General features: G+C 54.3%; 19 protein-coding genes and 1 pseudogene. 9 read left to right on the plus strand and 11 right to left on the minus strand.

Going from position 1 to position 19,777, the window contains the following annotated elements; all coding sequences use genetic code 11:
- The first annotated feature begins 85 nt into the window (after positions 1–85).
- From dnaA to recF, 3 genes are all read left to right on the plus strand, one after another.
- Positions 86–1,468: a chromosomal replication initiator protein DnaA gene (dnaA, locus tag SELIN_RS00005; RefSeq protein WP_013504654.1), complete on the plus strand. Its 1,383-nt coding sequence runs from the start codon at positions 86–88 to the stop codon at positions 1,466–1,468.
- A gap of 210 nt (positions 1,469–1,678) precedes the next feature.
- Complete coding sequence (dnaN, locus tag SELIN_RS00010; protein WP_013504655.1) at positions 1,679–2,785, plus strand: DNA polymerase III subunit beta; 1,107 nt, start codon at positions 1,679–1,681, stop codon at positions 2,783–2,785.
- A gap of 6 nt (positions 2,786–2,791) precedes the next feature.
- Positions 2,792–3,823, plus strand: a complete 1,032-nt coding sequence (gene recF, locus SELIN_RS14315; RefSeq protein ID WP_013504656.1) for a DNA replication/repair protein RecF — start codon at positions 2,792–2,794, stop codon at positions 3,821–3,823.
- A gap of 8 nt (positions 3,824–3,831) precedes the next feature.
- Here the strand turns inward: recF and SELIN_RS00025 are convergent, their stop codons facing one another.
- The 3 genes from SELIN_RS00025 to cadR (SELIN_RS00035) form a co-directional block, all read right to left on the minus strand.
- Positions 3,832–4,212 carry a RidA family protein gene (locus SELIN_RS00025; protein ID WP_013504657.1) on the minus strand — a complete coding sequence of 127 codons (381 nt, stop codon included), beginning with the start codon at positions 4,210–4,212 and terminating at the stop codon, positions 3,832–3,834.
- Complete coding sequence (locus SELIN_RS00030; protein WP_013504658.1) at positions 4,187–5,698, minus strand: bifunctional ADP-dependent NAD(P)H-hydrate dehydratase/NAD(P)H-hydrate epimerase; 1,512 nt, start codon at positions 5,696–5,698, stop codon at positions 4,187–4,189. The genes SELIN_RS00025 and SELIN_RS00030 overlap by 26 nt, the downstream gene beginning before the upstream one ends.
- Before the next feature lie 255 nt (positions 5,699–5,953).
- Positions 5,954–6,361, minus strand: coding sequence for a Cd(II)/Pb(II)-responsive transcriptional regulator (cadR, locus tag SELIN_RS00035; RefSeq protein ID WP_013504659.1), 408 nt, complete (start codon positions 6,359–6,361; stop codon positions 5,954–5,956).
- Positions 6,362–6,456: 95 nt separating this feature from the next.
- On the opposite strand from cadR (SELIN_RS00035), the gene SELIN_RS00040 reads away from it, so the two are divergent.
- Complete coding sequence (locus SELIN_RS00040; RefSeq protein WP_013504660.1) at positions 6,457–7,353, plus strand: cation efflux transmembrane domain-containing protein; 897 nt, start codon at positions 6,457–6,459, stop codon at positions 7,351–7,353.
- Positions 7,354–7,431: 78 nt separating this feature from the next.
- Here the strand turns inward: SELIN_RS00040 and SELIN_RS00045 are convergent, their stop codons facing one another.
- The 6 genes and pseudogenes from SELIN_RS00045 to aadA1 all read right to left on the minus strand — a co-directional run bounded on the left by SELIN_RS00045 (position 7,432) and on the right by aadA1 (position 11,464).
- Complete coding sequence (locus tag SELIN_RS00045; RefSeq protein ID WP_001389365.1) at positions 7,432–8,196, minus strand: IS6-like element IS6100 family transposase; 765 nt, start codon at positions 8,194–8,196, stop codon at positions 7,432–7,434.
- A gap of 117 nt (positions 8,197–8,313) precedes the next feature.
- Positions 8,314–8,382: pseudogene (locus SELIN_RS15485) on the minus strand (EAL domain-containing protein); the annotation flags it as partial.
- A 320-nt stretch (positions 8,383–8,702) separates the two neighbouring features.
- Positions 8,703–9,203: a GNAT family N-acetyltransferase gene (locus SELIN_RS00050; RefSeq protein ID WP_000376623.1), complete on the minus strand. Its 501-nt coding sequence runs from the start codon at positions 9,201–9,203 to the stop codon at positions 8,703–8,705.
- Positions 9,204–9,328: 125 nt separating this feature from the next.
- Positions 9,329–10,168, minus strand: a complete 840-nt coding sequence (sul1, locus tag SELIN_RS00055; RefSeq protein WP_000259031.1) for a sulfonamide-resistant dihydropteroate synthase Sul1 — start codon at positions 10,166–10,168, stop codon at positions 9,329–9,331.
- Complete coding sequence (locus tag SELIN_RS00060) at positions 10,162–10,509, minus strand: quaternary ammonium compound efflux SMR transporter QacE delta 1 (protein ID WP_000679427.1); 348 nt, start codon at positions 10,507–10,509, stop codon at positions 10,162–10,164. Before SELIN_RS00060 ends, sul1 begins: the two co-directional genes overlap by 7 nt.
- Positions 10,510–10,672: 163 nt before the next feature.
- Positions 10,673–11,464: an ANT(3'')-Ia family aminoglycoside nucleotidyltransferase AadA1 gene (gene aadA1, locus SELIN_RS00065; RefSeq protein ID WP_001209508.1), complete on the minus strand. Its 792-nt coding sequence runs from the start codon at positions 11,462–11,464 to the stop codon at positions 10,673–10,675.
- Positions 11,465–11,609: 145 nt separating this feature from the next.
- Between aadA1 and intI1 the strand changes: the two genes are divergently transcribed.
- Entirely contained in the window at positions 11,610–12,623 is a 1,014-nt protein-coding gene (intI1, locus tag SELIN_RS00070) for a class 1 integron integrase IntI1 (protein ID WP_000845039.1), read from the plus strand.
- Positions 12,624–13,077: 454 nt separating this feature from the next.
- Here intI1 and cadR (SELIN_RS00075) read toward each other — a convergent pair whose 3' ends face one another.
- Entirely contained in the window at positions 13,078–13,485 is a 408-nt protein-coding gene (gene cadR, locus SELIN_RS00075; RefSeq protein ID WP_013504663.1) for a Cd(II)/Pb(II)-responsive transcriptional regulator, read from the minus strand.
- A gap of 95 nt (positions 13,486–13,580) precedes the next feature.
- Between cadR (SELIN_RS00075) and SELIN_RS00080 the strand changes: the two genes are divergently transcribed.
- The 4 genes from SELIN_RS00080 (at position 13,581) to leuA2 (ending at position 17,821) form a co-directional block, all read left to right on the plus strand.
- Positions 13,581–14,477: a cation efflux transmembrane domain-containing protein gene (locus SELIN_RS00080; RefSeq protein ID WP_013504664.1), complete on the plus strand. Its 897-nt coding sequence runs from the start codon at positions 13,581–13,583 to the stop codon at positions 14,475–14,477.
- A gap of 3 nt (positions 14,478–14,480) precedes the next feature.
- A complete protein-coding gene (gene lspA, locus SELIN_RS00085) occupies positions 14,481–14,993 on the plus strand; it encodes a signal peptidase II (protein ID WP_013504665.1) in 513 nt (170 codons plus the stop codon).
- Between the two features lie 21 nt (positions 14,994–15,014).
- Positions 15,015–16,304 (plus strand): ISL3-like element ISPpu12 family transposase, encoded by a 1,290-nt coding sequence (locus SELIN_RS00090; RefSeq protein ID WP_013504666.1) that lies wholly within the window; start codon positions 15,015–15,017, stop codon positions 16,302–16,304.
- A 293-nt stretch (positions 16,305–16,597) separates the two neighbouring features.
- Entirely contained in the window at positions 16,598–17,821 is a 1,224-nt protein-coding gene (leuA2, locus tag SELIN_RS00095) for a 2-isopropylmalate synthase LeuA2 (protein WP_013504667.1), read from the plus strand.
- Here leuA2 and SELIN_RS00100 read toward each other — a convergent pair.
- Complete coding sequence (locus SELIN_RS00100) at positions 17,796–19,622, minus strand: GGDEF domain-containing protein (protein ID WP_013504668.1); 1,827 nt, start codon at positions 19,620–19,622, stop codon at positions 17,796–17,798. The genes leuA2 and SELIN_RS00100 overlap by 26 nt on opposite strands.
- Between the last annotated feature and the right edge of the window lie 155 nt (positions 19,623–19,777).

Consider the following 19,777-nt stretch of genomic DNA (forward strand, 5'->3'; position numbering starts at 1 on the left):
AAAAGAGCAGCTTCCCGCTTATCGACCACTGCCACAAAACGCCTGAAGTTCACGGGCAACAGAATACACGACAAGGGATTACCGAATGACCACCAATGAATTCTGGGAAAATGTGCTCGGCTTACTTTCAACCCAGATATCGGAACAGAACTTCTATACGTGGATTGAACCCATGCATTTCCACGATAAAAGTGATGATACCGTGACCCTCCACGTTCCTTCACGCTTTATGAAAGATATTGTGGAGGAGCGCTACCTGGAAACCCTGCGCGGTGCCATAGAAAAACTGGAAAAGAAAGCGTACCGCGTGAATATCCTCGTGGAGCAGCAGGTGGACAAAATTCCTGAAAAGGAACCTGCCCATGAGCCTGCGGCACTGGAAACTTCTGTGGCACAAACCACACCATCGCCCACGCAACAGAAGGAAAAACTTCACAGTGATGTTCGCCATATTCTCAGCCCGCGATACATCTTTGACAGCTTTGTCGTCGGCTCATCCAATCAGTTTGCCCACGCCGCTGCCATGGCCGTAGCCAATGGGCCCGGTGTCACCTACAACCCGCTTTTCATCTACGGTGGCGTTGGACTCGGGAAAACCCATCTGATGCAGGCAGTGGGAAACGCCATCTACCAGGATAATCGCAGTGCCAAAATCATGTATGTGCAGAGCGAAGTTTTCACTAACGAGATGATCAATGCCCTGAAAAACGGGAAAATTGAGGAGTTCCGCCAACGATACAGATACGTGGATGTCCTTCTCATCGATGACATCCAGTTCATCGCCGGCAAGGATCGCACCCAGGAAGAGTTTTTCCATACCTTCAACACTTTGCATGGTGAGAAAAAACAGATTGTGCTCTCAAGCGACAAGTTTCCCCGGGAAATCCCACACCTGGAAGAACGACTGCGCTCCCGCTTTGAATGGGGACTCATCGCTGACATACAACCACCGGATCTGGAAACCAAAATGGCCATTCTGCGCAAAAAAGCCGAATCCATCGACATGTACCTGCCCAATGAAGTGGCACTGTTTATCGCCAAGGCCATCAAGCATAATATCCGGGAACTGGAAGGCTGCCTGAACCGCATCAGTGCCTACGCTCACCTCACTGGCGTTGAACCCACAGTGGACATTATCAAGAATGTGCTCAAGGACATCCTAAAGGACAGCGACAAGGTCGTGAATTGTGAAGACATCCAGCGTCAGGTCTCCCTGCGCTTCAACCTCAAAACCAACGACCTGAAATCGAAAAACCGCTCCTCTGAGCTCACCCACGCAAGACATATTGCCATGTATTTCTGCCGCAAGCTCACCAATATGTCTTTGCCCCAGATTGGCCGGGAGTTCGGCGGGCGCGATCACTCCACCGTGGTTCACGCCATCAAAACCGTCGAAGCCAAGTCATCCAATGACGATAACTTTAAAGTGGAGCTGGAATCTATTGAAAATCAAATTATCAATCAGTAAAGTGGATAACCTGTGTATAAAGGGAAAAAACTGTGAGTAAGTTTTGTGCCTTGTGATTCTGTGGAAAACTTTCTATACTTTCCAACAGTTTATTGATCTGATAATCCATGTGGTTTAAAAACCTTAGCGAGCTATCCCCATTATCAACCCCCTTATTACTATTACTACTGTAATAAGGATATAATTATAATAATAGTAGACAGGTGGAAAATGCGATTTGAAATAGAAAAGAAAGATCTGGAAAAGACCCTTTTCAAAGCTCATGGAATCTGTAACTCAAAAAACATCACCAATAACATCCTCACCAATATCCAGATCAAAGCAGAAAGCGACTTGATCCGCATCAACAGTACAGACAGGAATATCAGTCTTACCAGTACGATCAGTGCCAATATTCAGGAAACCGGTTCCGTACTCGTCAATGGAAAGAAGTTCTATGAAGCCATCAAAGAACTTCCAAACAATATTGTCATTATTGAACGGGTTGATAACACACTCACCATCGCCTGTCAGAAAACCCAGTTCAAGCTTTTCACTTCTGATCCCACACTCTTTCCTGAACTGGATCTGCAGCTTGGTGAAAGCCCAGTTGTCATTCCCGCACTGAAATTACGAGACATTCTCATTAAGACCTTTTTCTGTTCCACCGAAACCCAGACAAAATTCGGTGTCAACGGAACCCTGCTGAAACTCCAGGGGAACAAGATCACCACCGTTGCCACCGATGGTCACCGACTGGGGCTCAGTGCCATAAGTACCGATCAGCAGTACAGTGACAATGAAGTTGTCATCCCCCGCAACAGCCTTAATGAGATCGTGAAAGTCCTTACCGATGTCGATGAAGATATCAAGGTGCATATTGATGAAAACGCCATCGTATTCGCCACACAGCAGGACACCATCAAAACCAATCTGCTGAAAAAGAAGTTTCCCCCTTACGGCAAGGTTATTCCAGATGAGTGTCCCGTTTCCCTGCAAATATCCACCAAAAAAATCAAGGAAACCCTGAAACGCCTCTCAATTTTCGTGAATGAGAACGTAAAAATAGTGAAGTTTTCTGTTGAAGATAAGATTCTCGTTGCTACTATTCAATCCCAGGAACATGGCAACGCCCGAGAAGTCATTGAAATTGAATATGAAGGAAACAATTTTGAAATTGGCTATAATGTCCGTCTCTTTAATGAAATTATTAATCATATTGAGTCGGAGACCTTTACCCTGGCTTTGAATGAATCACTTTCCGTCAGCGTAATTCGCCCCGGAGATAATAAAAAAGACGAACAGACTCTGTATGTGCTTATGCCCAACCGCCTCTGACCTGTCATGCTGACTGAAACCAGGGTACGAAATTTCAGATGCATCGCAGACGCCGTTTTGTCGTTTACCCCAGGTATTAATGCCCTTTGCGGTGTAAACGGCTCCGGTAAAACCTCTTTTCTTGAGGTTATTTCCATTTGCGCCAATGGCAAGTCATTCCGCACAAATACTCTGCGTGAATGTGTCCGCAAAGGCAGTGACGGTTTTTCCCTCACCCTGGAAAATGATCGTCACATTCTCCAGACGTTTCTGCTCCATAAAAATGTGCGTAGACTCCTGATCGGTGAACACCGACCAGAGCGTCTCTCTCAGTATATTAATATCAACACCGTACTTGTCCTTTCCCCAGAGGATATTGATCTGGTAGCTCACAGCTCAGGAATGCGTCGCAAATTCATTGATCGCGGAGTCTTTGAACAGCATCCCGAGTACCTTTCAACACTCTCATATCTTCACCGTATCCTCAAAAACCGCAATGCCTTGCTGCGACAGAAAGATCATTCTACGCTTCCCTACTGGAACGATCTGCTCTGTCAGTACGCACTTCAGATTCACGAATATCGGAAAAAATACACCCAGCAGCTGCAGCTCAGTGTGAATTCCATTATTTCGCAAATGGATTACCCAAAAGGTATTTCCATCACTTATATAAATTCCGGAGATGATGAATATACGGATACACAGGCATTTCTTCGCGCTCTAGAAAAAAAATACAGCGATGAGAAGCGCTATGGATATACCTTGATAGGACCTCACAAGGATGAGATTACCGTTACCATAGATGAACTTTCAGCAGGAAAGTACGCATCCTACGGGCAACAGAAGATGGTGGCGATGATCATGAAACTGGCGCAGGCCGAATTGATCCAGCAGCATCAGAAAGAGCCCGTTCTCCTGGTGGATGATCTTGCCGCAGGTCTTGATGCTGCGGCATTGAAACGAGTAGCTGCTATCCTTCAATCCTATCAGCAGGTTATTCTCACCACTATTGAAGGGGAAAACCTGCCCCTAGAGTTCGGGCAGGTGGTACGTCTTTAGGCGATGTACTATTGCTCGAGAGCGAATATTCCCTCGATCTCAACTTTTGCCCCTTTGGGCAGCGCTTTGACAGCCACACATGCCCGAGCTGGTTTTGCTTTTTCAAAATACTCCGCATAAACTGCGTTACAGTTCTGAAAATCAGCCATATCTGTCAGAAATATCGTGATTTTCAACGCATTCTGAAAGCCTGTCCCCGCCGCCTTGCAGATGGCTGCCAGGTTTTCCAGACACTGGCGGGTCTGATCAGCCACATCACCTTCAACCATATCTCCTGCAGGGGTGAGGGGAATCTGTCCAGAACAGTACAGAGTACCGTTATAGGCGATAGCCTGCTCATAGGGGCCAATGGCGGCTGGTGCGTTACTGGTTTTGATAATAGTTTTCATCAGTATACTCCTTGAAAATTTCCGAAAGATGGTTGATGAGTTTCATGGGTCCACCGGAGTGGTTACCATACTGCTGCTGCATTATTTTTCCAGCCAGCGCGTGAATTTTGCAGCCTTCCACCGCCGCTTCAAAGATATCAAAACCCTGGGCCAACAGGGAACCGATTATACCCGCCAGCACATCTCCACTTCCGCCTTTGGCCAGTGCCGGATTGGGAGCGTCCAGCAGGAGCACCTGCCCCTGGGCAGAGGCAATGGTGGTTCTGGTGCCCTTGAGCACAATGCAGCAATCCAGTTCCTCGGCCCATTCCCGCACTGCATCCAGCTTGCGTGGCTCCAGGGATTTGGTGGAAATTCCCGTCAGTCGCTCAAACTCCTTGGGGTGGGGGGTCAGAATGGTTGGACTTTTTCGTTTGCGTAGTATTCCAAGAACCATGTCCCGCTCCGCTTCCTCACAGTAGAGGCCATCAGCGTCCAGGACAATGGGGCACTCCGCACTCAAAAGCAGGTCGCGATAAAAGAGCAGATTACTCAGCTGACGGCCCCCTCCAGGTCCGATGATCATCGCGTCGGCGGGGAACTCAAACAACTCCCGCAGAGCGCCGGAATTCTCCTCGGGCAGCTCCAGACACATGATTTCCGGCTCGCTGATCTGTAACGACCGCACTGTCTCCTTCTGGGAAGCAACGGTCACCAGTCCGGCGCCACACTCCAATGCCGCTTTGGCTCCCAGACGGATGGCACCCGCTTTGCCGGTACTGCCCCCCACGCACAGTACATGGCCGCACGATCCCTTGTGGGCAAGGATACTCCGGTATGGAATCTTTGGTTCGAGGAAGTTTATCAATCTGGGTGCCTGGCTTGGAAGACTCTGGGGCGATATGCCGATGGGCGCCACTACCAGCTCGCCTGTGAACTCGGCACCCGGGCTGAGAAAGTGCCCGCGTTTCGGGTACTCCATGGTGATCGTGAGATCAGCCTCAAAAGCCACACCCAGGATCTGGCCCGTTGAACTGCAGACCCCCGAGGGGATATCAACGGCAATGCGAAATGGTGCCTCACTGGCTTTGGCGAGGAGTTCAGCGTTCAATCCCTCCAGGGGCCTGCTCAATCCGGTGCCGAAGAGGGCGTCAATGACCAGGACGGGATCTGTTTCCAGGAAGTGTTCCAGAGGGAACATGGAAACTCCAAGGCCTTCAACCAGCCTGAAGTTCATCAGGCTGTCGTTGGTTTGGGGTAAACCACCATGGAAGACGGTTACCGGATATCCCTGAAGGTGCAGATGACGGGCAATGACAAATCCGTCACCCCCGTTATTCCCGCTTCCACACAGAATACTGACAGGAGTAGAGTTATCAAAGCGGGCATTGATTTCGCGCACCACAGCCATACCCGCATTTTCCATCAGCAGTATTCCTGGTATTCCCAGGGTTTCAATGGTGTAGCGATCCATGGCGGCCATCTGTTGGGCGTTCAGTAAATACATAGGCTCCTCCTGAAGCAGGCTGCAGAAAACCCCATCTGCGGTGACGCAGGAGGTACGCTGGCTCCTGTGGGTTTGATGTTCGGGTATTGTGGCTCTGTTTTGCGAGTTTATTCCGTGCCCTATTGTACTGGAAGTGTAACGGGAAATGAACCGGACAGAAACTTTTCTGGGTAAGCGGATTAAATGGTTGATCTTACCTTTGCATGAGAGTGAGACAGACCGGCATCTCATCGGATTATCTGGTTGATGCTTCACCTACTGCTGGTGCATGCTTCCCTCGCTAATTCCAGCAAGAACCCCACACGCCTTAACTTCCCGGTCATCGTTGCAACGCGCTCTTAGTGAAACGAGTTGTTTCTCAAGCGCCTGTAGAGCGGTTATCTGCGAGCGCACATGAGAGATGTGATCATCGAGCAAGGCATTGACAGCGGTACAGGACTGATGAGGGTCGTCCTGATAGCGCTTTAGTTCGTGAATTTCTGCCAGTGACAGATCCAGGATGCGGCAGCGACGAATAAAGGCCAGCCGCTCAACGTGTTTCTCGGTATAGACACGGTAACCGTTCTCCTGCCGACCAGGCGGCGGCAACAAGCCCTGCCGTTCGTAGAAGCGGATCGTCTGTGTTTCGACCCCTACCAACTGCGCCAACTGACCAATGCGCATCAGCCTCCTCCCCAACGGATTCTTTACTCTATTGACCTTATAGTAGCTTTATAGTTTTAAATGGTACCACAACATTATTCAAGTGGAGTCGTATCATGAGCAAATCCTGTGGTGGCGCCTGTGGCGGTGATGCAACGTCCGCAGCGGATACCGATATACAGGCCTCCTCCGAAGCGCCAGGGAGATGGGTCAGTGTTTATGCCGTGCCGAAGATGGACTGTCCATCAGAAGAACGAATGATTCGCCTAGCCCTGAACGGCTTTGAGGAGATTCGGGCGCTGTCCTTCGACTTGTCGAACCGCCGGCTGAAGGTCGTGCATGACGGCGAGGTCGAGCCCGTCACCTCGAAACTGAAGACCTTGGGGCTAGGCGCCTCGCTTCAGGAAACCGTCGCTGCAAATCCGGAGACCATCAAGGCCGCCGAGTTTTCGGCAGCTTCTGCTAAGCAAGAATCCGGGACCCTGCGCTGGTTGCTCGGCATCAATGCACTTCTGTTCGTGGTGGAAATGACTGCCGGTCTGATCGCCCAGTCCACCGGCCTCATTGCAGAGTCCCTGGACAATTTTGCCGATGCGGCAGTGTACGGACTCGCTCTTTATGCGGTTGGGCATAGCGTGAAAAGGCAGGTCCGTGTTGCGCACGTTGCTGGTGTGGTCCAACTGGTTTTGGCTGTTGGCGTGCTCGTAGAGGTGGTGAGACGCTTTGTATTCGGTAGTGAGCCTGAATCGCTGGTGATGATGGCTATCGCATTCGTCGCATTGATTGCCAATACCAGTTGTCTGCTGCTCATATCCAAACATCGGGAAGGCGGGGCGCACATGAAGGCTAGCTGGATATTTTCGGCCAACGACGTGGTGATCAACCTGGGGGTCATCACCGCCGGCGCCCTGGTCGCGTGGACCGGTTCCAATTATCCGGATCTGATTATCGGCACCATCGCGGGGGGCATTGTACTTAACGGTGCCAGACGCATTTTGGCGTTGAAGGGTTAAATAATGCTCATTATTGGCAAAAAGGGCTCTGTTGCAAAGATTGGCGGCAGTCAGAGGTAGGCTGTCGCTCTGCGCCGATCAGGCGGCTGCTGCGAAATGGTGGTTGAGCATGCCCATGGCCTCCGTCAGCGCCGAGGGCCCAATGCCAAAAGCTCTCTCCACAAGGCGCACCTCGCCCCTGATGCCGGGCTGCAGGCACCAGGGGCGAGCCTGTCCTTTGCGCAGGGCTCGCATGACTTCGAATCCCTTGATCGTGGCATAGGCCGTGGGGATCGATTTGAAACCGCGCACCGGCTTGATCAGTATCTTGAGCTTTCCGTGATCGGCCTCGATCACGTTATTGAGATACTTCACCTGCCGGTGGGCCGTCTCCCGGTCCAGCTTTCCTTCGCGCTTCAATTCGGTGATCGCTGCACCATAGCTCGGCGCTTTGTCGGTATTGAGCGTGGCAGGCTTTTCCCAGTGCTTCAGGCCTCGCAGGGCCTTGCCCAGGAACCGCTTCGCTGCCTTGGCGCTGCGGGTCGGCGACAGGTAGAAATCGATCGTGTCGCCCCGCTTGTCGACTGCCCGGTACAGGTAGGTCCACTTGCCCCGCACCTTGACGTAGGTTTCATCCAGGCGCCAGCTCGGATCAAAGCCACGCCGCCAGAACCAGCGCAGCCGCTTCTCCATCTCCGGGGCGTAGCACTGGACCCAGCGATAGATCGTCGTATGGTCGACCGAAATGCCGCGTTCCGCCAGCATTTCCTCAAGGTCGCGATAGCTGATCGGATAGCGACAATACCAGCGCACCGCCCACAGGATCACATCACCCTGGAAATGGCGCCACTTGAAATCCGTCATCGTTCCGTCCGTCCAATCTCCGCCAAGCATGCTCAAGCTTCACGATTTTTGCAACAGAGCCCACACGAGTATTGAGCATAGTCGAGATTGGTGCAGATCACTTCTGATATTGAACTGTCAGGAGCTGGCTGCACAACAGCCATTACGCCCAATCAACTGGTGCAGTCGTCTTCTGAAAATGACATTTGGTATCTCTCATAAACGGATGTTTTTGAGAGAACTATCTTCGGCCTTCACACGCACGAAAGGCGGCGAAGCTCCGCCGTTAATCCGTCCGCCGGAGATCTCGCCCAGGCAGGCTGAAGGCCGAGCAAGCCTGACAGGCCCGAAAAGCCCGGCACGGGCGTCGGCGGCGATGACGGCGGCGGCATTATCCAGGGTTGATGATGGAAGTGGAGGATATCGACAACCTCTCGCGCAACCAAGACATCGCGGTCGGACTGCAAGTGATCTTGAAGCCACGGGCCCGTCCCACCCCGACATGGACCTCGATGCCCGAACGGACGTTAGATTTCGAGTTCTAGGCGTTCTGCGATGAAGGTTGGATCCCAGCCGGGATTGAAAGTGTCGACGTGGGTGAATCCGAGCCGCTCGTATAGGCCACGCAGGTTCGGGTGGCAGTCGAGCCGCAGCTTGGCGCACCCCTGCGTTCGCGCGGCATGGCGGCAAGCCTCGATCAGCGCGGAGCTGACACCCCGGCCCGCATGTGTCCGTCGCACCGCGAGCTTGTGCAGATATGCGGCCTCCCCCTTGAGGGCGTCGGGCCAGAACTCGGGATCCTCGGCCGACAAGGTGCAACAGCCGACGATGCCGTCGCTGCAACTCGCGACTAGGAGCTCGGATCTCAGGACGAAGGTCTCCGCGAATGTCCGGTCGATCCGCGCGACGTCCCAGGCGGGCGTTCCCTTGGCGGACATCCACGCCGCAGCGTCGTGCATCAGCCGCACAACCTCGTCGATATCACCCGAGCAGGCGACCCGAACGTTCGGAGGCTCCTCGCTGTCCATTCGCTCCCCTGGCGCGGTATGAACCGCCGCCTCATAGTGCATTGATCCTGACGAGCCCAGCATGTCTGCGCCCACCTTCGCGGAACCTGACCAGGGTCCGCTAGCGGGCGGCCGGAAGGTGAATGCTAGGCATGATCTAACCCTCGGTCTCTGGCGTCGCGACTGCGAAATTTCGCGAGGGTTTCCGAGAAGGTGATTGCGCTTCGCAGATCTCCAGGCGCGTGGGTGCGGACGTAGTCAGCGCCATTGCCGATCGCGTGAAGTTCCGCCGCAAGGCTCGCTGGACCCAGATCCTTTACAGGAAGGCCAACGGTGGCGCCCAAGAAGGATTTCCGCGACACCGAGACCAATAGCGGAAGCCCCAACGCCGACTTCAGCTTTTGAAGGTTCGACAGCACGTGCAGCGATGTTTCCGGTGCGGGGCTCAAGAAAAATCCCATCCCCGGATCGAGGATGAGCCGGTCGGCAGCGACCCCGCTCCGTCGCAAGGCGGAAACCCGCGCCTCGAAGAACCGCACAATCTCGTCGAGCGCGTCTTCGGGTCGAAGGTGACCGGTGCGGGTGGCGATGCCATCCCGCTGCGCTGAGTGCATAACCACCAGCCTGCAGTCCGCCTCAGCAATATCGGGATAGAGCGCAGGGTCAGGAAATCCTTGGATATCGTTCAGGTAGCCCACGCCGCGCTTGAGCGCATAGCGCTGGGTTTCCGGTTGGAAGCTGTCGATTGAAACACGGTGCATCTGATCGGACAGGGCGTCTAAGAGCGGCGCAATACGTCTGATCTCATCGGCCGGCGATACAGGCCTCGCGTCCGGATGGCTGGCGGCCGGTCCGACATCCACGACGTCTGATCCGACTCGCAGCATTTCGATCGCCGCGGTGACAGCGCCGGCGGGGTCTAGCCGCCGGCTCTCATCGAAGAAGGAGTCCTCGGTGAGATTCAGAATGCCGAACACCGTCACCATGGCGTCGGCCTCCGCAGCGACTTCCACGATGGGGATCGGGCGAGCAAAAAGGCAGCAATTATGAGCCCCATACCTACAAAGCCCCACGCATCAAGCTTTTGCCCATGAAGCAACCAGGCAATGGCTGTAATTATGACGACGCCGAGTCCCGACCAGACTGCATAAGCAACACCGACAGGGATGGATTTCAGAACCAGAGAAAGAAAATAAAATGCGATGCCATAACCGATTATGACAACGGCGGAAGGGGCAAGCTTAGTAAAGCCCTCGCTAGATTTTAATGCGGATGTTGCGATTACTTCGCCAACTATTGCGATAACAAGAAAAAGCCAGCCTTTCATGATATATCTCCCAATTTGTGTAGGGCTTATTATGCACGCTTAAAAATAATAAAAGCAGACTTGACCTGATAGTTTGGCTGTGAGCAATTATGTGCTTAGTGCATCTAACGCTTGAGTTAAGCCGCGCCGCGAAGCGGCGTCGGCTTGAACGAATTGTTAGACATTATTTGCCGACTACCTTGGTGATCTCGCCTTTCACGTAGTGAACAAATTCTTCCAACTGATCTGCGCGCGAGGCCAAGCGATCTTCTTCTTGTCCAAGATAAGCCTGTCTAGCTTCAAGTATGACGGGCTGATACTGGGCCGGCAGGCGCTCCATTGCCCAGTCGGCAGCGACATCCTTCGGCGCGATTTTGCCGGTTACTGCGCTGTACCAAATGCGGGACAACGTAAGCACTACATTTCGCTCATCGCCAGCCCAGTCGGGCGGCGAGTTCCATAGCGTTAAGGTTTCATTTAGCGCCTCAAATAGATCCTGTTCAGGAACCGGATCAAAGAGTTCCTCCGCCGCTGGACCTACCAAGGCAACGCTATGTTCTCTTGCTTTTGTCAGCAAGATAGCCAGATCAATGTCGATCGTGGCTGGCTCGAAGATACCTGCAAGAATGTCATTGCGCTGCCATTCTCCAAATTGCAGTTCGCGCTTAGCTGGATAACGCCACGGAATGATGTCGTCGTGCACAACAATGGTGACTTCTACAGCGCGGAGAATCTCGCTCTCTCCAGGGGAAGCCGAAGTTTCCAAAAGGTCGTTGATCAAAGCTCGCCGCGTTGTTTCATCAAGCCTTACGGTCACCGTAACCAGCAAATCAATATCACTGTGTGGCTTCAGGCCGCCATCCACTGCGGAGCCGTACAAATGTACGGCCAGCAACGTCGGTTCGAGATGGCGCTCGATGACGCCAACTACCTCTGATAGTTGAGTCGATACTTCGGCGATCACCACTTCCCTCATGATGTTTAACTTTGTTTTAGGGCGACTGCCCTGCTGCGTAACATCGTTGCTGCTCCATAACATCAAACATCGACCCACGGCGTAACGCGCTTGCTGCTTGGATGCCCGAGGCATAGACTGTACAAAAAAACAGTCATAACAAGCCATGAAAACCGCCACTGCGCCGTTACCACCGCTGCGTTCGGTCAAGGTTCTGGACCAGTTGCGTGAGCGCATACGCTACTTGCATTACAGCTTACCAACCGAACAGGCTTATGTCCACTGGGTTCGTGCCTTCATCCGTTTCCACGGTGTGCGTCACCCGGCAACCTTGGGCAGCAGCGAAGTCGAGGCATTTCTGTCCTGGCTGGCGAACGAGCGCAAGGTTTCGGTCTCCACGCATCGTCAGGCATTGGCGGCCTTGCTGTTCTTCTACGGCAAGGTGCTGTGCACGGATCTGCCCTGGCTTCAGGAGATCGGAAGACCTCGGCCGTCGCGGCGCTTGCCGGTGGTGCTGACCCCGGATGAAGTGGTTCGCATCCTCGGTTTTCTGGAAGGCGAGCATCGTTTGTTCGCCCAGCTTCTGTATGGAACGGGCATGCGGATCAGTGAGGGTTTGCAACTGCGGGTCAAGGATCTGGATTTCGATCACGGCACGATCATCGTGCGGGAGGGCAAGGGCTCCAAGGATCGGGCCTTGATGTTACCCGAGAGCTTGGCACCCAGCCTGCGCGAGCAGCTGTCGCGTGCACGGGCATGGTGGCTGAAGGACCAGGCCGAGGGCCGCAGCGGCGTTGCGCTTCCCGACGCCCTTGAGCGGAAGTATCCGCGCGCCGGGCATTCCTGGCCGTGGTTCTGGGTTTTTGCGCAGCACACGCATTCGACCGATCCACGGAGCGGTGTCGTGCGTCGCCATCACATGTATGACCAGACCTTTCAGCGCGCCTTCAAACGTGCCGTAGAACAAGCAGGCATCACGAAGCCCGCCACACCGCACACCCTCCGCCACTCGTTCGCGACGGCCTTGCTCCGCAGCGGTTACGACATTCGAACCGTGCAGGATCTGCTCGGCCATTCCGACGTCTCTACGACGATGATTTACACGCATGTGCTGAAAGTTGGCGGTGCCGGAGTGCGCTCACCGCTTGATGCGCTGCCGCCCCTCACTAGTGAGAGGTAGGGCAGCGCAAGTCAATCCTGGCGGATTCACTACCCCTGCGCGAAGGCCATCGGTGCCGCATCGAACGGCCGGTTGCGGAAAGTCCTCCCTGCGTCCGCTGATGGCCGGCAGCAGCCCGTCGTTGCCTGATGGATCCAACCCCTCCGCTGCTATAGTGCAGTCGGCTTCTGACGTTCAGTGCAGCCGTCTTCTGAAAACGACAAAAAGCCCGCGATTAAGCGGGTTTTTCGTTCTCATAAACCTATCTCAAAACCTAATTCTCAATTAGACTGCTATTTATGACTTTTGAGAAAACAGGGGGGCTTATGGAAAACTGCGAACTTGAGCAACGGCGTTCGGATGCTGCTGGCCAGGACAAGTGTTATTCGGGTAAGCGGATTAAATGGTTGATCTTACCTTTGCATGAGAGTGAGACAGACCGGCATCTCATCGGATTATCTGGTTGATGCTTCACCTACTGCTGGTGCATGTTTCCTTCGCTAATTCCAGCAAGAACCCCACACGCCTCAACTTCCCGGTCATCGTTGCAACTCGCTCTCAGTGAAACGAGTTGTTTCTCAAGCGCTTGCAGAGCGGTTATCTGCGACCGCACATGAGAGATGTGATCATCGAGCAAGGCGTTGACGGCGGTACAAGGCTGATGAGGGTCGTCCTCATAGCTCTGTAGTTCGTGAATCTCAGCCAGTGACAGGCCCAGGATTCTGCAGCGACGGATGAAGGCCAGCCCCTCACCATGCTTCTCGGTATAGACACGGTAACCGTTGACCTGCCGATCAGGCGGCGGCAACAAGCCCTGCTGTTCATAGAAGCGGATCGTCTGTGTTTCGACCCCTACCAACTGCGCCAACTGACCAATGCGCATCAGCCTCCTCCCCAACGGATTCTTTACTCTATTGACCTTATAGTAGCTTTATAGTTTTAAATGGTACCACAACATTATTCAAGTGGAGTCGTATCATGAGCAAATCCTGTGGTGGCGCCTGTGGCGGTGATGCAACGTCCGCAGCGGATACCGATATACAGGCCTCCTCCGAAGCGCCAGGGAGATGGGTCAGTGTTTATGCCGTGCCGAAGATGGACTGTCCATCAGAAGAACGAATGATTCGCCTAGCCCTGAACGGCTTTGAGGAGATTCGGGCGCTGTCCTTCGACTTGTCGAACCGCCGGCTGAAGGTCGTGCATGACGGCGAGGTCGAGCCCGTCACCTCGAAACTGAAGACCTTGGGGCTAGGCGCCTCGCTTCAGGAAACCGTCGCTGCAAATCCGGAGACCATCAAGGCCCCCGAGTTTTCGGCAGCTTCTGCTAAGCAAGAATCCGGGACCCTGCGCTGGTTGCTCGGCATCAATGCACTTCTGTTCGTGGTGGAAATGACTGCCGGTCTGATCGCCCAGTCCACCGGCCTCATTGCAGAGTCCCTGGACAATTTTGCCGATGCGGCAGTGTACGGACTCGCTCTTTATGCGGTTGGGCATAGCGTGAAAAGGCAGGTCCGTGTTGCGCACGTTGCTGGTGTGGTCCAACTGGTTTTGGCTGTTGGCGTGCTCGTAGAGGTGGTGAGACGCTTTGTATTCGGTAGTGAGCCTGAATCGCTGGTGATGATGGCTATCGCATTCGTCGCATTGATTGCCAATACCAGTTGTCTGCTGCTCATATCCAAACATCGGGAAGGCGGGGCGCACATGAAGGCTAGCTGGATATTTTCGGCCAACGACGTGGTGATCAACCTGGGGGTCATCACCGCCGGCGCCCTGGTCGCGTGGACCGGTTCCAATTATCCGGATCTGATTATCGGCACCATCGCGGGGGTCATTGTACTTAACGGTGCCAGACGCATTTTGGCGTTGAAGGGTTAAATAATGCTCATTATTGGCAAAAAGCTCTCGCCATATGCCCTATTGTCCATATCGGGCCTGCTGGCAGCGTCTGATCAGGCTGTAAAGTGGCTGGTGCAGCAATCAATGGCCTATGGCGAGTATGTTTCGGTGACCCCGTTCTTTAACTGGGTGCACCTATGGAACACCGGTGCCGCATTCAGTCTTTTTGCGAATGGTGGAGGCTGGCAGCGCTACTTTTTTATCGGAATCGCGGTAGTGGTCTCGATTTTTCTGATCAAGCTGATCCTTGAAAATCGTCATAAAGGAGAAACCATCGCTTACAGTCTTATCCTCGGTGGCGCCATGGGCAATCTGATTGACCGGGTCTTTCGCGGCTATGTTGTGGATTCCTTTGATTTCTATTGGCGAGACTGGCATTGGCCGGCCTTCAACCTGGCTGATATTGCAATTGTCCTCGGTGCCTTACTTTTCGTTTCCAGCAGCTTGTTGGGTAAAAAAGCAAACACCAATGCCGAGCCGGATGGATCTGACTGACACCTACGCCTATACAACACCATGACCGAACTTCCCGGCAACATCCTTCACCTGCCGCAATACCAAGTACTGGGCTGCAAATCAACCGACGACGAAATGCACTTCCAGGTGGACGTGCCCGATCCCATCGCCTGCGAGGAATGCGTCGTGCAGGGTGAGTTCGTACGGTTCGGCAAGCGTGACGTTCCCTATCGTGATCTGCCCATCCACGGCAAGCGGGTCACTCTCTGGGTGGTCCGCCGCCGATACACCTGCCGGGCCTGCAAGACAACATTCAGGCCCCAGCTACCGGAGATGGTGGACGGATTCCGTATGACACTGCGGCTGCATGAGTACGTGGAGAAGGAATCCTTCAACCACCCCTACACCTTTGTGGCGGCACAGACCGGCCTGGACGAGAAGACGGTGCGCGACATCTTCAACGCCCGCGCCGAGTTCCTGGGGCGCTGGCACCGCTTCGAGACGCCCCGCATCCTGGGCATTGACGAGCTATACCTGAACAAGCGCTACCGCTGCATTCTGACCAACATTGAGGAGCGAACCCTGCTCGACCTGCTGGCCACCCGCCGCCAGGACGTGGTGACCAACTACCTGATGAAGCTGAAAGACCGGCAGAAGGTCGAGATCGTCAGCATGGACATGTGGAACCCCTACCGGGCAGCGGTCAAGGCTGTGCTGCCCCAGGCCCGTATCGTGGTCGATAAGTTCCATGTGGTGCGCATGGCCAACGATGCCCTAGAGAGAGTGCGCAAGGGCCTCAGAAAGGAGCTGAAACCGTCCCAGAGCCGGACTCTCAAGGGAGACCGGAAAATCCTACTGAAACGCGCTCACGAAGTCTCAGACCGGGAGCGCCTCATCATGGAGACCTGGACAGGCGCGTTCCCGCAACTGCTGGCCGCCTACGAGCACAAGGAGCGCTTCTACGGCATCTGGGACGCCACCACACGGCTCCAGGCAGAAGCCGCCCTGGACGAGTGGATAGCCACCATCCCGAAGGGCCAAAAGGAAGTCTGGAGCGATCTGGTCAGGGCAGTGGGAAACTGGCGCGAAGAGACCATGACCTACTTCGAGACGGACATGCCCGTCACCAACGCTTACACGGAGTCCATCAACCGACTGGCCAAGGACAAGAACCGTGAAGGGCGCGGTTACTCCTTCGAGGTGATGCGGGCACGAATGCTCTACACCACGAAGCACAAGAAGAAGGCACCGACTGCGAAGGTCTCTCCTTTCTACAAGAAAACCATCGGTTACGGACTGCCGGACTTCGCAGAGGAACTCAACTACGGAGTCGATCTATCAACCATCTGAGGGTGGTATCAGATTGATGGGGTGAAGGTGCCCCATCAACCATTAAATCCGTATACCCACTTTTCTCACACTATTTTCTTGACTTCTGGGCTGGCTCCTTCTATATCCTTTGCCACTATGAAAGACGTAACCCCTCACCATCCATCAGTGTCTCTACTCCTGCTTCTGGGTATATACCGGGAAGCGTAGGACGTTGCCACAACACAACCCGCTTCCCCAAGGGAAGTGGGTTTTTTCTTTTCAGGCACTCCTGAAAGCACATTTCTCCTGGGGCAGCAGCACAGGAGAGCCCCATGGAAACGTTTCCTGCCTCACACACGCCCCATTCCCCCTTTTTTCTGGACGTCACCCTGCGCGATGGCAACCAGGCACTGCCACGTCCCTGGAGCCTCAAACAGAAGCAGCAGGTTTTCCAGCATCTGATCCGCCTTGAGGTACCTGGTGCGGAAGTTGGCTTCGCGTCTGCCAGCGCCGTGGACTTTGAAGCCTGCTGCGCCCTGGCCCAGGAAGCTCCGGCCAGCATGGTTATTTCAAGCCTTTCGCGGGCGCGCACTGCCGAAATTGATGCTTCCTGGGAAGCAGTCAGTCATGCGGCGCAGCCGCGGGTGCACATTGTCTACCCCGTCAGCCCCTCCGTGGTGAACCAGGTGCTGCGCTGCACCCCCCATGAAGCTGCCAGGGCAGTTCGCCAGGCGGTCCGTCACGCCCGTCGTCTGGCGGGAAAACGCGGAAGCGTGCAGTTTTCCGGTGAGCACTTCGGCGACTGCCTGGATGATATCGCCCTGGCGCTTGATATCTTTCAGGTCGCCATTGAAGAGGGCGCCGATGTGATCAATCTGCCCAACACGGTGGAGCGTTTCCGCCCCATGGTTTTCGTGGAAATTGCCCGACAGGTGATGGAGTACTTTCGCGGCAGGTCGGCCTTTGCGGTGCACTGCCACAATGACCTGGGAATGGCGACGGCAACGACCGTGGAGAGCTACTTTGCTGGAGCCACCCAACTGGAAGTTTCCCTGAATGGCCTTGGTGAACGCGCTGGCAATGCCAGCCTCTATGAGGTGGTCTGCGCTTTGGAAAACAGCGGGGTGCATACGGGCATCCAGCGCCAGTACATCTTTGAAACGGCCCGGGAGGTTGCCGAACTCAGTGCCATTGCCGTTGGCCCGAAAACGCCGATTATCGGATCCGATGTTTTCAGCCATCGCAGTGGTATTCATCAGGATGGGGCCATAAAAAGTCGCAGCGGGCGGGGCGTCTATCTTCCCTTTGTCACCGGCGCCGTGGGCAGGGCCGATGGAGAGCAGCTGCGCTTTACCAGCCAGTCGGGAACCGCTGTACTGCAGGACTGCCTGAACCGGGCAGGTATTCACCTGGATGCTGTCACCCTGCGCGAATACTACCGCTATCTGGAAAAACGCAGCGACGCCGAAGGTGAGATGGACGAGCGGGCCATTCTGCGACACTATCGGCAGTGGTGCGCAGGCAGCCAGATCAGCCCGGAAATACCGGCGCGATAATTTCAGCAGTTGCAGATACGTGCATGGCAATGCGCTCGGGACGGGATTTGGCCTCTTTTTTCAGTCGCGCGAAGACTTCCGCCAGATCCTCCTGTGCCAGAGAACGAGAAGCGGCGGGAAGTTTTATGACAGCAGCACTGGCGCTGAGCAGGTCGAAGGTGCGCAGGTTTCCCTCTCGATCGCGGGCGCTGTACTGGCCCTGCAGCAACTCGTTTTCCTGGTAAAAAGGCTCAATGGAGTCCATGAACTTGCGGATGGTTTTGGTGATTTTGCGCTCCACAAAGTTGTCATCTTTTTCCGCCCTTTCGTGCTCTGGAACCTGAATTCCCAGGAAAAAGTCGTCGCCGCCAATGTGCCCGATAAAGTAGCAGGAGCTGATAAAACGCTTGCGCAGCAGTTCCGAGAAGAGAATGATGGCGCGATCGCCCTGACGGAAGCCGAAGCGGTCGTTGAAGGGTTTGAAGTTGTCAAAGTCAAAATAGATCAGGTAGTAGATATTTCCGGTGTCCTCGCAGGCCTGGTTGATGAAATTGTTGATGAGGATATTGCCGGGCAGTTTGGTCAGGGGATTCATCTCCCGAGCGTAGGCCATGTTCTTTTCGTTCAGGGTTTTCAGCAGGCTGGAAGCCGACAGGAAACCGCAGTAGGACTGGTCGCGAGTCACAATGATTCCCGGCGATTCCGTGTTGTTGACGAACACGGCCAGAATCTTCTCCACCGGCAGATGAATATCCACAATGGGGCACTCGGTGAGGTACTTGCGCAGGGACTGGTCGAAAAAACGGTTGCTCAGAACCTCTTTGCCATAGGGCGAGTAGATGAATTTCTTGAAGGTGCGTTCGTGGATCAGGCCAAGGGGAAAGTCGTTGCCATCCACGACCGGAAAGAAGCTCTCCTCGGGATTGTTCTGGAAGGTGGCGAAGAGCTCTTTCATGCTGGTGTTGATGCGAATGGGCCGTATGGGATAGATCTCCCGCGAAAGTATGGCCATATCCTCGGAGGTGCTGCGCCGGTGCTTCTGGCCAAGGGCCTGGATGTTCTCGTACACCAGGCAGATATCCTCGATGCTGCTGGTGGGGTACTGCACCAGGTATCCCTGGATAAGATCCACCCCCATCTCCTTGCACAGAGAGTATTCCGCTTCGGTCTCCACTCCCTCGGCGATGACCGTGATGCCAAGCAGGTGCGCCAGGCTGATAATATGGGAGCAGTATGACTTCTTTTTCAGATCGCGGTGAATATCGGCAATGAGGAAGCGGTCAATTTTAATGAAATCGGGATCGGCATGGTACATGAGCTCAAAGGACGAATACCCGACCCCGAAATCGTCAATGGCTACCAGGAACCCCCGCTCCTTGCTGTTGCCCACAGCCTGATCCAGGGCCAGGGCAGCATTGGAGTAGTCGTACTTGTGCTTTTCCGTCAGCTCCATACACAGATTTCCCACGGGCAGGCTGTACTCCTGCATCATGTGCTCCATGACATTGGGGGTGTAGTTGTACATCTTGGTCATACGATGGTCGTAGTTATAGAAGAGGCGGATCTTACGGTGAAAAGGGATCTGCAGGTACTTTTCAATGGCCTTGCGACGCAGGGCCACATCCAGGGAAAAAAGCACCCCTTCGCGAAAGGCCGTGTCGAAGAAATCGTCAATGGAGCGGCAGGGACCGAAGGTGCGTTCGCCCCCGACACTGCGGATCAAAGCCTCAACGGCGAAGATGGAGCCAGTGATGGGATTGACAATGGGCTGAAAGGCGTAGTCGATGGAGGCCAGACACTCCTCCCAGAAACCTGCAAGCATGATCTCTCCCCTGCTGATGTAGCGATTGACAGTGGTGTTTCAGCCAGTGCGCAAACCATTGGACAGTAGCTCCGGGGCAGAAGATATTCAGCAAGAGAATGTCAGAAAACGGTAAAGAAATGGAAAAGCAGTCCACCAAAAAAAACACACGGGGC

The organism is Desulfurispirillum indicum S5 (assembly GCF_000177635.2).
In the GTDB taxonomy this organism is placed as follows: domain Bacteria; phylum Chrysiogenota; class Chrysiogenetes; order Chrysiogenales; family Chrysiogenaceae; genus Desulfurispirillum; species Desulfurispirillum indicum.

Coding starts and splice junctions, on each gene's coding strand:
- SELIN_RS00060 (WP_000679427.1), bottom strand. CDS start 10,509: ATGAAAGGCTGGCTTTTTCTTGTTATCGCAATAGTTGGCGAAGTAATC.
- intI1 (WP_000845039.1), top strand. CDS start 11,610: ATGAAAACCGCCACTGCGCCGTTACCACCGCTGCGTTCGGTCAAGGTT.
- SELIN_RS00100 (WP_013504668.1), bottom strand. CDS start 19,622: ATGCTTGCAGGTTTCTGGGAGGAGTGTCTGGCCTCCATCGACTACGCC.
- SELIN_RS00040 (WP_013504660.1), top strand. CDS start 6,457: ATGAGCAAATCCTGTGGTGGCGCCTGTGGCGGTGATGCAACGTCCGCA.
- SELIN_RS00090 (WP_013504666.1), top strand. CDS start 15,015: ATGACCGAACTTCCCGGCAACATCCTTCACCTGCCGCAATACCAAGTA.
- SELIN_RS00045 (WP_001389365.1), bottom strand. CDS start 8,196: ATGACGGATTTCAAGTGGCGCCATTTCCAGGGTGATGTGATCCTGTGG.
- dnaA (WP_013504654.1), top strand. CDS start 86: ATGACCACCAATGAATTCTGGGAAAATGTGCTCGGCTTACTTTCAACC.
- SELIN_RS00080 (WP_013504664.1), top strand. CDS start 13,581: ATGAGCAAATCCTGTGGTGGCGCCTGTGGCGGTGATGCAACGTCCGCA.
- leuA2 (WP_013504667.1), top strand. CDS start 16,598: ATGGAAACGTTTCCTGCCTCACACACGCCCCATTCCCCCTTTTTTCTG.
- SELIN_RS00050 (WP_000376623.1), bottom strand. CDS start 9,203: ATGGACAGCGAGGAGCCTCCGAACGTTCGGGTCGCCTGCTCGGGTGAT.
- sul1 (WP_000259031.1), bottom strand. CDS start 10,168: ATGGTGACGGTGTTCGGCATTCTGAATCTCACCGAGGACTCCTTCTTC.
- SELIN_RS00025 (WP_013504657.1), bottom strand. CDS start 4,212: ATGAAAACTATTATCAAAACCAGTAACGCACCAGCCGCCATTGGCCCC.
- SELIN_RS00030 (WP_013504658.1), bottom strand. CDS start 5,698: ATGTATTTACTGAACGCCCAACAGATGGCCGCCATGGATCGCTACACC.
- cadR (WP_013504659.1), bottom strand. CDS start 6,361: ATGCGCATTGGTCAGTTGGCGCAGTTGGTAGGGGTCGAAACACAGACG.
- dnaN (WP_013504655.1), top strand. CDS start 1,679: ATGCGATTTGAAATAGAAAAGAAAGATCTGGAAAAGACCCTTTTCAAA.
- lspA (WP_013504665.1), top strand. CDS start 14,481: ATGCTCATTATTGGCAAAAAGCTCTCGCCATATGCCCTATTGTCCATA.
- recF (WP_013504656.1), top strand. CDS start 2,792: ATGCTGACTGAAACCAGGGTACGAAATTTCAGATGCATCGCAGACGCC.
- aadA1 (WP_001209508.1), bottom strand. CDS start 11,464: ATGAGGGAAGTGGTGATCGCCGAAGTATCGACTCAACTATCAGAGGTA.
- cadR (WP_013504663.1), bottom strand. CDS start 13,485: ATGCGCATTGGTCAGTTGGCGCAGTTGGTAGGGGTCGAAACACAGACG.